At 64.1% G+C, this 13,880-nt stretch carries 13 protein-coding genes; 11 read left to right on the top strand and 2 right to left on the bottom strand.

Translation table 11 applies throughout. The annotated features are described in order from the left end of the window. Window positions 1-33: 33 nt before the first annotated feature. The 3 genes from atpD to H290_RS0122070 all read left to right on the top strand — a co-directional run bounded on the left by atpD (window position 34) and on the right by H290_RS0122070 (window position 2,444). Window positions 34-1,482 (top strand): F0F1 ATP synthase subunit beta, encoded by a 1,449-nt coding sequence (atpD, locus tag H290_RS0122080; RefSeq protein ID WP_028463535.1) that lies wholly within the window; start codon window positions 34-36, stop codon window positions 1,480-1,482. A gap of 9 nt (window positions 1,483-1,491) precedes the next feature. Beyond that, a complete protein-coding gene (locus H290_RS0122075) occupies window positions 1,492-1,878 on the top strand; it encodes a F0F1 ATP synthase subunit epsilon (protein WP_020109014.1) in 387 nt (128 codons plus the stop codon). A 131-nt stretch (window positions 1,879-2,009) separates the two neighbouring features. Then, the gene (locus H290_RS0122070; protein ID WP_020109013.1) at window positions 2,010-2,444 is read left to right on the top strand and encodes a DUF2550 domain-containing protein; all 435 of its coding nucleotides are present in this window, start codon (window positions 2,010-2,012) and stop codon (window positions 2,442-2,444) included. Here the strand turns inward: H290_RS0122070 and H290_RS29465 are convergent, their stop codons facing one another. After that, the gene (locus H290_RS29465) at window positions 2,445-3,092 is read right to left on the bottom strand and encodes a cob(I)yrinic acid a,c-diamide adenosyltransferase (protein WP_020109012.1); all 648 of its coding nucleotides are present in this window, start codon (window positions 3,090-3,092) and stop codon (window positions 2,445-2,447) included. A gap of 81 nt (window positions 3,093-3,173) precedes the next feature. Here H290_RS29465 and H290_RS0122060 point away from each other — a divergent pair, with 81 nt between their 5' ends. The 8 genes from H290_RS0122060 to H290_RS0122020 all read left to right on the top strand — a co-directional run bounded on the left by H290_RS0122060 (window position 3,174) and on the right by H290_RS0122020 (window position 12,390). Further along, a complete protein-coding gene (locus H290_RS0122060; protein WP_020109011.1) occupies window positions 3,174-3,647 on the top strand; it encodes an SRPBCC family protein in 474 nt (157 codons plus the stop codon). A gap of 54 nt (window positions 3,648-3,701) precedes the next feature. After that, on the top strand, window positions 3,702-4,979 hold the full coding sequence (gene murA / locus H290_RS0122055; RefSeq protein ID WP_020109010.1) for a UDP-N-acetylglucosamine 1-carboxyvinyltransferase: 1,278 nt from the start codon (window positions 3,702-3,704) through the stop codon (window positions 4,977-4,979). A 154-nt stretch (window positions 4,980-5,133) separates the two neighbouring features. Further along, complete coding sequence (gene mdo / locus H290_RS0122045; protein WP_020109009.1) at window positions 5,134-6,405, top strand: NDMA-dependent methanol dehydrogenase; 1,272 nt, start codon at window positions 5,134-5,136, stop codon at window positions 6,403-6,405. Window positions 6,406-6,448: 43 nt separating this feature from the next. After that, entirely contained in the window at window positions 6,449-7,534 is a 1,086-nt protein-coding gene (locus H290_RS0122040; RefSeq protein ID WP_028463533.1) for a MoxR family ATPase, read from the top strand. A gap of 6 nt (window positions 7,535-7,540) precedes the next feature. Continuing rightward, on the top strand, window positions 7,541-9,070 hold the full coding sequence (locus H290_RS0122035; protein WP_020109007.1) for a VWA domain-containing protein: 1,530 nt from the start codon (window positions 7,541-7,543) through the stop codon (window positions 9,068-9,070). A 127-nt stretch (window positions 9,071-9,197) separates the two neighbouring features. Beyond that, window positions 9,198-10,364 carry an iron-containing alcohol dehydrogenase gene (locus tag H290_RS0122030; protein ID WP_028463532.1) on the top strand — a complete coding sequence of 389 codons (1,167 nt, stop codon included), beginning with the start codon at window positions 9,198-9,200 and terminating at the stop codon, window positions 10,362-10,364. After that, window positions 10,361-11,725 carry a GAF domain-containing sensor histidine kinase gene (locus H290_RS0122025; RefSeq protein WP_020109005.1) on the top strand — a complete coding sequence of 455 codons (1,365 nt, stop codon included), beginning with the start codon at window positions 10,361-10,363 and terminating at the stop codon, window positions 11,723-11,725. Before H290_RS0122030 ends, H290_RS0122025 begins: the two co-directional genes overlap by 4 nt. Continuing rightward, a complete protein-coding gene (locus tag H290_RS0122020; protein ID WP_020109004.1) occupies window positions 11,722-12,390 on the top strand; it encodes a response regulator transcription factor in 669 nt (222 codons plus the stop codon). Before H290_RS0122025 ends, H290_RS0122020 begins: the two co-directional genes overlap by 4 nt. Window positions 12,391-12,402: 12 nt before the next feature. Here H290_RS0122020 and mftM read toward each other — a convergent pair whose 3' ends face one another. Beyond that, window positions 12,403-13,248 carry a mycofactocin oligosaccharide methyltransferase MftM gene (gene mftM, locus H290_RS0122015; protein ID WP_020109003.1) on the bottom strand — a complete coding sequence of 282 codons (846 nt, stop codon included), beginning with the start codon at window positions 13,246-13,248 and terminating at the stop codon, window positions 12,403-12,405. Between the last annotated feature and the right edge of the window lie 632 nt (window positions 13,249-13,880).

Below are 13,880 nucleotides of genomic sequence, written 5' to 3'. Positions count from 1 at the left end.
TGCCAATGCCATCGTCACAGAGGAAGAGACATCATGACCACAACTGAAACCCAAACTTCCCGGACGGGTTCCGCTGGGCTGACTGGCCGCGTCGTGCGTGTCATCGGTCCGGTCGTCGACGTGGAGTTCCCGCGCGGCGCCATCCCGCCCCTGTTCAACGCACTCCACGCCGATATCGCGCTGAAGTCGGTTGCCAAGACCTTGACGCTCGAAGTTGCCCAGCACCTCGGCGACAACCTGGTCCGCACCATCTCGATGCAGCCGACCGACGGTCTGACCCGCGGCACCGAGGTGACCGACACCGACAAGCCGATCTCGGTTCCCGTTGGTGACGTCGTCAAGGGCCACGTGTTCAACGCACTCGGCGATTGCCTCGACGCACCGGGCACCGGTCGCGACGGCGAGCAGTGGGGCATCCACCGGAAGCCCCCGGCCTTCGATCAGCTCGAGGGCAAGACCGAGATCCTCGAGACCGGTATCAAGGTCATCGACCTGCTGACCCCGTACGTCAAGGGCGGCAAGATCGGTCTGTTCGGTGGTGCCGGTGTCGGCAAGACCGTTCTGATCCAGGAGATGATCACCCGTATCGCTCGCGAGTTCTCCGGCACCTCGGTGTTCGCGGGCGTCGGTGAGCGTACTCGTGAGGGCACCGACCTCCACCTCGAAATGGAGGAGATGGGTGTTCTTCAGGACACCGCGTTGGTGTTCGGCCAGATGGATGAGCCGCCGGGCACGCGTATGCGCGTCGCTCTGTCCGCGCTGACGATGGCGGAGTACTTCCGTGACGTCAAGCGTCAGGACGTGCTGCTGTTCATCGACAACATCTTCCGTTTCACGCAGGCCGGTTCCGAGGTCTCCACGCTGCTCGGCCGTATGCCGTCTGCCGTTGGTTACCAGCCGACCCTGGCCGACGAGATGGGTGAGCTCCAGGAGCGCATCACCTCGACGCGTGGTAACTCGATCACCTCGCTGCAGGCCATCTACGTGCCCGCCGACGACTACACCGACCCGGCGCCGGCGACCACGTTCGCCCACCTGGATGCCACCACGGAGCTCTCGCGCCCGATTTCACAGCTCGGTATCTACCCGGCCGTGGACCCGCTGACGTCGACCTCGCGCATCCTCGAGGCCTCGATCGTCGGTGACGAGCACTTCCGCGTCGCCAACGAGGTCAAGCGAATCCTGCAGAAGTACAAGGAACTTCAGGACATCATCGCGATTCTCGGTATGGACGAGCTCTCCGAGGAAGACAAGATCACCGTGCAGCGCGCACGTCGGATCCAGAAGTTCCTCGGCCAGAACTTCATCGTTGCCGAGAAGTTCACCGGCCAGACGGGTTCGGTTGTGCCGCTGGCCGACACGATCGAGGCTTTCGACAAGGTCGCCAAGGGCGAATACGATCATCTTCCCGAGCAGGCGTTCAACAGCTGCGGTGGACTCGACGACGTCGAGGCCGCTGCCAAGAAGATCTCCGGAAAGTGACATCACTCGATGCCTGACACACCATTTCAAGTCGAGTTGGTCGCGGTTGAGTCGCGTATCTACTCCGGCGAAGCAACGTTTGTGGTGGCTCAGACCACCGAGGGCGCAATTGGTCTGTTGGCCCATCACGAGCCCACGCTGGGTCAGTTGGCACCGGGCGGATATGTCGCGATCGACGAGGTCGGTGGCAAGCGCCTCGTGGCAGCTGTTCAGGGTGGTTTCATCTCGGTGACCGGTGAGGTCGTCACGATCCTCGCCGAGGCCGCCGAGTGGGCCGGCGATGTCGACGAGGCCGCCGAGCGTTCGGTGCTCGAATCTGCCGAAAAGGGTAGTGTCGAGTTCTTGCGTGCGGAATCGCGTCTTCGCGCCGTGGACGTACTGCAACAAGTCAAATAGGGTGCTGATCGAATGGCTTCCTCTAGCGCAGGTACCATTCGAATGGCCAGACTTTCTCCGGTCCCCGCAAACTTAAGACAAGTTTGCGGGGATCGTTGCATATTCACCGGGGGCCAAAGGAGGTGTCAGCTGTGGACTGGAGTCTCATTGCCCTGACGGTGATCGTGCTCGTCGTCGCGTTTGCGCTGTACATGCTCTACCGGATCAACGAACTGCGTGGTTCGGGAACCTCGGCGCTGCTGCGTGAATTGCCCGCAGACGACGGTCGGGCCTGGCGACACGGCGTGGTCCGGTACGACGACAACGCCCTCGAATACTTCCGCCTACGCAGGGTCCTGCCCGGGCCTCAGCGGCTGGTACTGCGTCAGGTGGTGACGGTCAGCGGCCGTCGGTCACCGACCGCATGCGAAGCGGACTTCCTCGACGACAGCATCGTGATCCTCGAGCTGGCCGACCGGGATGGGGAGTTCGAACTCGCCCTCGACAGCGGCGGTGTGACCGCATTTCAGTCGTGGCTCGAATCGCGGCCGTCTCAGCGGGCACAACGCCGCTACCGCGACGACTGATCAATCTTTTTGCGCTGCAGCCTGATCGTTGTCGGCTGTGCTGTTGTCGGCAGCCGACTGGTCCGACTGGGCCCGCGTGCGCTGCTCGCCCGGCTGCCACAGGATGTCGCCGCCCGGGTTGGCGATTCTGGAGAGGATGAACAGCAGATCGGACAGCCGGTTCAGGTACTGCGCCGGCAGTGGACTGGTGTCGTCCGGGAATGCTTCGATGGCCGCCCACGCCGTTCGTTCCGCACGGCGGGTGACCGTGCGAGCAACGTGTAGATAAGCACTCAGTGGGCTGCCGCCGGGCAGGATGAACGAATTGAGCGGTTCGAGCTGGTCGGTGTAGTGATCACACCAGACCTCGAGGTCGTCGATGTAGCTCTGCAGAATGCGCAGCGGCGGATACTTCGGGTCGTCGACGACCGGGGTCGAGAGATCGGCACCGGCATCGAAGAGGTCATTCTGCACGCGCCGCAGGACGTCGGCGATCTCTGCGGACGGATTGCCCATCGCCAGCGCAACGCCGATGGCGGCGTTGGCCTCGTCGCAGTCCGCATATGCCAGCACTCGGGGGTCATTCTTGGATACGCGCGAAAAGTCGCTGAGTCCAGTGGTTCCCGCGTCGCCGGTACGGGTGTAGATGCGGGTCAGATGAACAGCCATGACAGCAAACCTACCCGGTATCCTCGCAGTGGTAATGGCCCAGTCCGGTCAGGGCCGCGACCACAACTGCGGGAGACACCGTTGGCGCCACAGGCATTCTCCATCGAACGTTCCATCACGATCGCGGCTCCGGCCGAGGCGATTTTCCCGTTCATCGTGGATTTTCATCAGTGGAAGCTCTGGTCACCCTGGGAGGGTTTGGATCCTGCGCTGGAACGGACGTATGGCGGCCCGACGGGAGCGGTGGGCAGCACCTATGCCTGGAAGGGGAACCGTAAGGCGGGCCAGGGGTCGATGATCGTGACGGATCTGGCTGTGCCCGATTCGGTGTCGGTGCAGCTGGATTTCCTCAAGCCGTTCAAGGCTTCCAATCGGGCGGTGTTCACGCTCACAGAGGTTCCGGCGGCGGCGGGAACCGAGGTTCGGTGGACCATGACCGGTGAAAATACCGGGCTGGCAAAGCTATTCGCGAAGATCGTTTCCACGGACAAGCTGGTGGGCCGGGATTTCGAGAAGGGTTTGGCCTCCCTGAAGCTCGTCGCCGAGAACCGATGATGACTATGGCGGGCCGTCGCCTGCGGTCCGTGGCCGGTCGCCTAGGCTACATCCGTGGTTGATGATCGTTTTCTGGTGACCGGGGGCGCACGACTGACCGGTGAGGTCGAAGTCGTGGGCGCCAAGAACAGCGTTCTGAAGTTGATGGCTGCGGCGTTGCTCGCAGAGGGCAGGACGACCATCACCAATTGCCCGCAGATCCTCGACGTTCCGTTGATGGCCGAGGTCTTGCGAGGTCTGGGTGCTGTTGTCAGCCATGACGGCGACACCGTGGTGATCGATACGCCGGCAGAACCCAAGTTCCACGCCGACTTCGATGCGGTGAAGCAGTTCCGGGCCTCGGTCTGCGTGCTCGGACCACTGGTGGCGCGTTGCCGCCGCGCCGTTGTCGCACTACCCGGTGGAGACGCGATCGGTTCACGGCCGCTGGACATGCACCAGGCCGGCCTACGACTGCTGGGCGCTCACAGTGTGATCGAACACGGATGCGTGGTCGCCGAGGCGGACAAGCTGATCGGTGCTCCGATCAGTCTCGAGTTCCCGTCGGTCGGCGCCACCGAGAACATCCTGATGGCGGCGGTGCTTGCCGAGGGTGTGACAACCATCGACAACGCGGCCCGCGAGCCGGAGATCGTCGATCTGTGCGTGATGTTGCAGCAGATGGGCGCCAAGATCAGTGGCGAAGGCACCTCGACTCTGACGGTCGAGGGCGTCGAGCGGCTGATGCCGGTGACCCACCGGGTGATCGGCGACCGGATTGTCGGCGCCACCTGGGCGATCGCAGCGGTCATGACCCGCGGCGACATCACGGTGCGTGGCGTCGATCCGAGGCACCTGCAGCTGGTGCTGTCCAAACTGGTGGGGGCCGGGGCGAAGGTCACCCAGTTCGACGACGGGTTCCGTGTCGTCCAGGACGACCGGCCGAAGGCGGTCAACTACTCGACACTGCCGTTTCCGGGGTTCCCGACCGATCTCCAGCCGATGGCCATCGGTTTGGCGGCCATCAGCGATGGCATGTCGGTCATCACCGAAAACGTCTTCGAGGCGCGATTCCGCTTTGTCGAGGAGATGGTGCGGCTCGGCGCCGACGCGCGGACCGATGGCCATCACGCGGTCATCCGGGGTATCGAACAGCTCTCGAGCGCGCCGGTCTGGAGTTCGGACATCCGCGCCGGGGCCGGGCTGGTACTCGCCGGTCTGGTGGCCGACGGCGTGACCGAGGTCCACGACGTCTCGCACATCGATCGTGGCTATCCCGATTTTGTGGAGATCATGCGCAGCCTCGGCGGCGAGATCGTCCGCGTGACGATGGATTCGAAGCCGGGGTACTGACCCGCGCGGGCACCTGACCCTTTGGGCAGGTGCGGTAGCTGGCGGTCCGGACGTTGTTTGCCGGGGCACGGACAGGTGACCTTGTCCTGACTGTGATCTGGGCAACATCCTTGTGGGGCAACAGTTTTTGCCCTCGAACAAGGAGAGTCAGGCCATGGCCATCGAGCTCAACCAGATCTGGGATTTCCCCATCAAGGAGTTCCATCCTTTCCCCAAAGCCAAACTGGGCGTCGGCGCCCACGACATGATCGGTGTCGAGGCGAAGGATCTCGGGATGTCCCGGGTCCTGCTCATGACCACGGGCCTGCGCGGTTCGGGGATCATCGATGAATTGATCGGCAAGATCGAGTACCAGGGCGTCGACGTGGTGCTCTTCGACCAGGTGGAGTCCAACCCCAAGGACTACAACTGCATGGACGCCGCCGCGCTGTACCAGTCGGAGAAGTGCGACGGCATCATCTCGGTCGGTGGTGGCTCGAGCCATGACGCGGCCAAGGGTGCCCGAATGGTGATCGCCCACGACGGGCGCAACATCAATGAGTTCGAGGGATTCTCGAAGGCGACCAACAAGGAGAACCCGAAGCACATCGCGGTGTCGACCACGGCCGGAACCGGCTCGGAGACGTCTTGGGCGTACGTGATCACCGACACCTCCGACATGAACAATCCCCACAAGTGGGTGGCTTTCGATGACACCTGCCTCGTCGACCTGGCGATGGACGATCCGCTGCTGTACTACTCGTGCCCCGAGCATTTCACCGCGTTCTGTGGGTTCGATGTCCTGGCGCACGCCAGCGAGCCCTATGTGTCGCGGCTGGACTTCGCACCATCACTGGGTAACGCCAAATATTCGATCGAACTGATCACCAAGCACCTGCGGACCGCGGTCTACGACCCGCGTAACCTCGAAGCCCGCACCGGCATGATGCACGCGCAATACATTGCGGCACAGGCATTCAACTCGGGTGGTCTGGGTCTGGTCCACTCGGTGTCGCATGCGGTCAGCGCGTTCTACGACAGCCATCACGGTCTGAACAACGCCATCGCATTGCCACGTGTCTGGGAGTACAACCTGCCGGCCCGTTTCGAGCGCTATGCCGAGATCGCGGCCCTGATGGGTGTCGACACCTCGAAGATGACCACCGTTCAGGCGGCAGACGCCGCGGTCGAAGAGGCGATCCGGTTGTCGAAGGACCTCGGTATCCCCGACAACTTCGGTGCCTTGCGGACGAACACCTACGACAAGAACCGGATGAACACGGGCAAGTACGAGGGCCGCGGCGAGAAGATGGACACCTCGGACAAGCAGATCCAGGCGGTCGCCGAACACATGATGGGGGACTGGTGTACACCGGGCAACCCGCGTGAGTCCACCGTCAACTCGTTGATCCCGTTGGTCACCCACGCGTTCACCGGTACGTACTGACATCCGGTAGACGCGGGCGAGGCATACGGCAGGGAAGGACAGCATGACCGAGTTGGCGGAAGTAGCTCATTCCAATGCAAGCGAAAGTGGTTCGGGTTCTGTGGAATTCGATTCGGTGGGGTTCGACAGTCCGGCGGCGTTGGCCGCCGCACTCCGGGAGGTGGATTACGTCATCGACCGCGACCTGTCGGTGGTGACGCACCTCGCGACCGCACTGGAACGACCGTTGCTGTTGGAAGGGCCGGCGGGCGTGGGTAAAACCGAACTCGCCAAAGCCCTGGCAGCGGCATCAGGACGTCGGCTGATCCGCTTGCAGTGCTACGAGGGCCTCGATGATGCCCGGGCACTGTACGAGTGGGATTACGCCCGCCAACTTCTTCATGTCCAGATGCTCCGCGATCGGATCACCGCGGAACTCGCCGAGTACGAGGATCTGGCGTCCGCCTCGGCGGCCCTGGCCCGCAAGGACGTCGGTGTTTTCACCGAGGATTTCCTGGTGGCCAGGCCGCTGCTGGCGGCAATTCTGTCGCCTGAACCGGTGGTGCTGTTGATCGACGAGATCGACCGCACCGACGAGGCGATGGAGGCGGTGATGCTGGAGGTGCTCGCCGAACGACAGGTCAGCATCCCCGAGTTGGGAAGTTTCACGGCACGCTCGGAGCCGTGGATCATCCTGACGTCCAACGACACTCGAGAGCTGTCCGCGGCGCTCAAGCGGCGTTGTATCCATTACGCGGTGGACTATCCCGATGCGGCCACCGAACGCGAGATCATCGCCACGCGAGCCCCGGAGATCGAGGAGTCCGCGATCGCCGATGTGGTGGCGCTGGCCGGCCGGTTGCGGGCGATGGCGCTGCGCAAGAGCCCGTCGATCGCCGAGGTCATCGATGCGGCGCGGGCCACCTCATTCCTGGGTGTCGACTCACCTGACCGGACCCGGGCCTTGTTGTCGCTCCTGGTCAAGTTCGGTGCCGATGTCGACACCGCACTGGAGAATCTCGGCCGGGAAGAGCAGCCGGACAAGTCCCGGGGTACCACCGAGATCGCCGCGGACGGCAGCAGTCCGGGGGCCTCGGTGACCGCGGCGGCATTCGGTGCCGGCCGGGCCCGGTCGGCGAGCAGGAGGTAGCGGATCATGCACCGCGGCACCATGTCTCGCGAACCGGCCCGTCGCGACCCGGTGCTCGATGTGGTGGCCGGCGCATTCAGCCGGATGTTGCGCCGGTGTGGGGTCCGGGTGTCGCCCGCCGAGACGATCGAAGTGCGCCGGGTGCTTGCGATCTATGGCAGCGAGCTGTCGACACTGCGTCCGGCGCTGAAGTCGGTGACCGTCAAGTACGGCTATGAGGTCGAGGCTTTCGAGGCGGTCTTCCAGGCGTTGTTCGTCGATGGACCGCCCGCCACCGCCGACGCGGACTCGTTGCCGAAGGTCCGCGGTACGCCCGGTGGTCTGCCGGAGGAATTCGGGTGGGACGAGGAGTTCGAAGGTGCCTCCCGGATGATCGGTGCCGACGAACACACCGAGGAGATCGGCGATCTCTTCGACGACGATCCGGAAGCCGAGCAGCGGCACGGCGATTCCGCGCACCGCGAAGAGAATGACTTCACCGTTTCGTCCGGCGCGGAATCCCTTGCCGTGGACCCTGATTCGGACTCGGTGTCCGGCGGAATCACCTACACGATCGAAGTCGACAACGCCGGCGCCGCAGACGTCGGGGACATGGCATCCTCGCCGATGCGGGTCCGGTCCGGTGTTCTCACCGTCGCCGATGCCGCTGCGGTACTGGCCGGCCTCGACAACTACGACGCCCGTCGGGTGTACGGCCGGGCCACCGGCGACGATCTCGGCAGCGCCCAGCTCGATCATCTGCTCGCCGCCATCGAGGCCTTTGTGGCCGCCTGGACGCCACCGGCGAACGTCACCGGGGCGGCGGGGGCGTCCACCGAGACCGCGGCGGTGTCCCGCGCCGACATCGATCAGGCCTGTCACCGGATCGTGCGCCGGATGCGGGGTGCCCCGCGTACCCGGGCCCGGCAACAGGGGAGCGGACGACTCGCGATCCGGCACACACTGCGGGCGGCGCTGAAGACCGACGGTGACCCGGTACATCTGTACCGCCGCACCCGGGTCCCGGGACGGATCAGGTTGCTCATCGTCGCGGATGTGTCCCTGTCGGTACGACCGGTCGCCGGTTTCATCCTGCGGATGGCCCAGTCGATGCACGAGATCGCCGATCGCTGCACCGTGTTGGCGTTTGTCGACGATCCGGTGGACGTGACCACTCCTCTGCTCGTCGGTCATGGCGACGATGCGCTGACGCGGGTGTTGTCGGCGCCGGGACTCGACCTGGCCGCCACCAGCGACTACGGGCAGGTGCTGGAGAGGTTGCTGACCACTCACGGTGGCCTACTGGACCGGCGGACGAGCGTGCTGTTCGTCGGAGACGCCCGCAGCAACGGATTCCCGGCCCGGCCCGAGCTGCTGGGCGAGCTGCGCCGTCGCACCCATCGTCTGGCCTGGGTCACACCGGAGCCACCGCGCTACTGGAATCAGGCGGGATGTGGGATGACCGACTACTCGGCCCACTGCGACGCCGTGGTGTCGGCACGTGATGCCGCCGAACTGATCGAGCGCGCCGATGAGGTCGGGAACGCGCTGTCGTGACAGGTGCCGGCGGGAAGGTTTGCAGCGAGGCGTGCGAAACAGTCCGGGTGGCCGGGCACTTCACTAGGGTTGGACCTGGGTCGGAATCGCGGCGTGCGACGGGGCGGGGCCGGAGTAGGAATGGAAGATGACGCGCAGTAGTCCGTCGCCTCGGGTGGTCAAGTTCCACGCACCCGAGATGATCATCGGTGAAGGTGCACTCGCCGAGGCCGCGCTGGCGGCCTCGCGGCTCGGGATGCGCCGTCCCCTGTTGGTGTCCGACGCCAGGGTTGCCGCGACCGCCTGGTTCGACGAGTTGATCACCCGGATCGCGGCCGTGGGACTGCATGCGAAACACTTCACCGGCGTATCACCCAATCCTCGCGCCGGCGAGATCACCGCGGCGTTCGAAACGTACACACACGCCGGTTGCGACGGGATCATCGCGCTCGGTGGTGGCTCGGTGATCGATGCCGCCAAAGGCGTTGCGATCATTGCCTCCAACGGCGGGCACATCCTCGAATACGAGGGCATCGATCGAGCGAGCAAGCCGTTGCCGCCGGTGGTCGCGATCCCGACGACCGCAGGCAGTGGATCCGACGTATCGCAGTTCTGCATCGTCAACGATCCGGCGCGCGCCACCAAGATCACGATCATCGGACGCGGGCTGGTCCCGGATGTGACAGTGGTCGATCCCCGGGTACTCGCCACCGTTCCGTCAGATGTCACCGCACAGTGCGGGATGGACGTGTTGACGCACTGCATCGAGGCGTACGTCTCGATTGCACGTAGCCGCATGACTGATAACCTTGCACTGCAATCTATTTCGACAACCTGGCGCAATCTGGAAAGGCTTGTCGACGAGCCGTCGGATCCGCAGGCATCAGTGGCGATGGCGTACGCGTCGCTCGAGGCCGGGATGGCGTTCACCAATGCGATCCTCGGGGCCGCGCACGCGATGAGTCATCCCGTCGGCGGCCGTTGCGACGCCCCACACGGCGCGATCAATTCAGTGCTGTTGCCCCATGTCATCCGGTACAACGCCCATGTGTGTGCCGACGGATTCGTAGATCTGGCCGGTGCGATCGGGATTGCGACGGATGGGTCGCCGATGACGGTCGCCGACCGCCTGGCCGATGAGGTCGCGAAATTCGCGGCCCGGATCGGTATGCCCAGCAGCCTGACGCCGCTGGGTGTGCAGAAGTCCGATGTCACCACGTTGTCCGTACATGCGCTGGCCGATTCCTGTATGACCACCAATCCGCGCCAACCGGACCAGGACACGGTCGCCGGTCTCTATCTGGACGCGCTGTGACTCCCGAGGGCAAGGCCGACAACCTCGAAACACTCGTCGGGCTCCGGTCGGTCAAGAAGACGCATTACGCCCAGTTTCGTGGCGTAGAGCAGCGGCTCACACGTGTTGTCGGTGCCCTGGAACGGATTTCCCGAGCATTGGTGCAGACCGCAGCGGGGCCCGAGGCCCTGGTGATCGCGGTGGTCGATGCCGCCCGGGAACACCTCGGCGCCGAATGGGTGCTGTTTGCGCTCACCGACGGTCGGCTGGAACGGACAGGACCCCGGCATCTGATGATGGATGCTGCGGGCGTGGTCTATGCATTCGAAGGCGTGGACGCCGCGATCGAACCGGGCGGTCTGCCCGACGTCGTCCTCAACCGCCTCAACGACATTCTGCGTGGTCAGGTGGCGAGCCTGGGCCGGCCGGTCATCGAGGACCATCACGTCCACGTCCCGGTGGAGCTCAACGGTGAGGTCGTCGGGGGACTCTCCGCCTGGGTCCCCCTCACGCAGGGGATAGATCCGACGGACGTCGTGGTGCTGAGGATCCTGGCCGGCCAGGCGACCGTTGCGTTGCTGAACGCGGCATTGTTCGAAGAGAGCAAGGCGCTGCTGGTCCAGGTCGAGCGCGCGTACGAGGAGAGCCAGCGCCACGCGACACACCTGGCCGAACGCAATCATGAACTCGAACAGACGCAGCGGGAACTGTCCGCCGCGATGCGCCAGGAAGTGCTCAACACCGAGCGGGCCCGGATCGCTCGCGAGTTGCACGACTCGGTGGCGCAGTCGGTGTTGTCGGCCGGTGTGCAGATCGAGGTCTGTCGCATCGACGCCGAACCGGAGACCGCGCAGCGCCTAGAGGTGGCCGGCAAGCTGACCAGAGACGCGGTGGAACAGGTGCGATCGGTCATCTACACGCTCAACCACACGCCGTCCGCCGGCACGGGAGACCTGACCGCAATCCTCGAAGAACTGTGTTCGATGCACATGCCTGCAGACCTGAGCACCGACGTGAGGGTGGTCGGAAATCAACGCGATCTCTCCCACGAACTGCAGCACGCCATCCTGCGCATCGCGGGAGAGGCGCTGTTCAACACCGCGATCCATGCCCGGGCTGCACACGCCAAGGTCGCGCTCACGTACGGCGAGGATGATGTCCGGCTCACGGTCGACGACGACGGCACCGGCGATCCCGACCACATGCGCCGGGTGATGCGGGCAGCAACCGTCGGTGATCTGTCCGGACGGCACCATGGATTGGCCAACATGCGCTCGCGCGCACTGGAATTGGGCGGTGATCTTCGGATCCTCCGTTCTCGGCTGGGAGGCGTCCGGGTGGTTGTCGAGATCCCGACCGAGCACAAGGGGAACACGCGATGAGTACTGCCGAACACGTCCGTCGGGAGCGTCCCGGACCGATCCGGACGATGCTGGTGGACGATCATGCGCTGCTCCGGGAGGGGATGCGATCCCTTCTCGAACGTGAGGAGTCCATATCGGTTGTCGGAGAGGCCAATACGGTCGAGGAAGCACTCGAAGGCGTCGGTGTGTGTGCCCCCGACGTGGTGGTCGTGGACCTCAAGCTGACCGCGGGCGCCGACTATGAGGGACTGCGCCTGATCAGCGAGTTGTCGAGACTGCACCCATCGATCGCGACACTGGTTCTCACCACTTTCCTCGACGACGAACTGGTGGTCCGTGCGGTCCGCAGTGGCGCCAAGGGATACGTGGTCAAAGACATCGACACCACCGAACTGGTGCGGGCGATCAAGTCGGTATCACGAGGTGACAGCGCTTTCGACCCACGCAGCGCCGCGGTGGTGCTCCGGGCGGTGACCGGTCAGGGGAACCCCGAGACACTCACCGAGCGCGAACGGCAGGTACTTCGCCTTCTGGCGGATGGCAGTGCCAACAAGAAGATCGGCGAGACGCTGTACATCTCGCCGTCGACGGTGAAGTTCCACATCCGGAACATCATCCGCAAGATGGGAGTCAGCAAGCGCACCGAGGCGGTGTACCTGGCCAGCAAGCGGGGTTTGATCTAGGAGGCAGCTGATCTAGGAGGCATGAGCCGGTGGTACGTCGAGGATCAGCCATCCGCCGTTGTCCTCGAAGATCTCCGCGCCGGCATGGTCGGCCTGCCTCGCCCAGGCGACAAGTGTCTGGGGCGTGACGACGTGACGGTGACCGAAGTGGGGGCTGGGCTCATCCTCGTATGGCACCGCGATGACCACCCGTTTGCGAGCCACTCGTAGCGCCTCGGAAATCGCCTGGTCAACGTGCGATGGAAGGTGTTCGAGCAGGTGGATCAGCGTCACGGTGTCCACCGAGGAATCGGGGTACGGGAGGGCGAGTGCGTCCCCGACGCGCGCCTGCACTTGTAGGCCGAGGCGCCCGGCGGCGGTGCGCAGGAGCTTCACCGCGCCCGATGAGATGTCGCAGGCCTGCACGTCGAACCCGGTGAGTGCCGCACGTAGTGCGAAGAAACCGAAGCAACTTCCCACCTCCAGGACACTGGACCCGGCGAGTTGGGACAGAGCTCGATGGTGGACGGACGCAAACGGCGACCTGCCGCTCGCCAGCTCGTCGAGGGAGTTGTCGTAGAACGCCTGCCAGCACAGCGCCGGATCGTCAGCGCAGGTGAGCACAAGACCGAGCGCCGCGGATTCGAAGTCGGCCTGTCCGGACAAGGCGCCGCACTCCACCAGCTTCAGCAGTTCGGCAACCATCGCCGCGTCGGAGATCGACTCGAGCCCGAAGCTGTGGGTCAGATGGACGGTCTGGCCGGCAGTCCGATGTGCTTTCACGTCGATCGCGGCCAGTCCTGGAATCTCGTGCAGAAGACGTTGCACCGCAACACCATTCGATTCGTATCGGCCGGAGTTGAGCGTTGCGATCGCCATTCCCTGACGGTACGACCACCTGGGCTCTGGAGTAACTGTCCAAAAGGTGGGTAGGAGAGCACTTTCCGGTCAGGCTTTGGCTTTGGTGACTCCAAACGTGTTGTCAATGCAACGCGCAGCGATCGCCTCGGTGGCGGTCATCACAATGACAACTTTCGCCGGTAAGGGGCGCCGGCCCAGGGTTTTTGCCAACGCAGCAGTGCCGTGACCTGCACTGATGCATCTCGAATCGATTGCGGACCAGGCGATTTGACGGTGGGTGTGGTGGTCCCGTAACTTTTGTCGAGTCAGCGAGTGAGGCACTGGAGAGCAAGTCGCCGGGGCCGGTAACACCGACAGGGATTCTTTCCTTGAAGGAACAACGTTGACCGCCCAAGTTATGAATCAGATCCGCTTTCGAGTGGGGTGTTTCAGCGCGGGTGGTGACGGACCGCGAAATGCGGCGAGTTGCGGGCCGGATGTGAGTCGGGTAAGCTTGAAAAGTTGCCTCGGAAACGAGACAGCTTGCGGTAAGACAACAAATGTATCCCTTCCAGGATGGCATCTCAGTGTGGGTGTCGAAGTTGGTTGTGGGTGTGTTCTTTGAGAACTCGATAGTGTGTCGATGGATTGTTAGTGCCAATTTAGGTGCT

This window comes from Nocardia sp. 348MFTsu5.1 (assembly GCF_000383535.1).
GTDB classification, from domain to species: domain Bacteria; phylum Actinomycetota; class Actinomycetes; order Mycobacteriales; family Mycobacteriaceae; genus Williamsia; species Williamsia faeni.
Note: the sequence above shows the minus strand (reverse complement) of the source record. Positions and strands in the feature narration are given on the sequence as shown.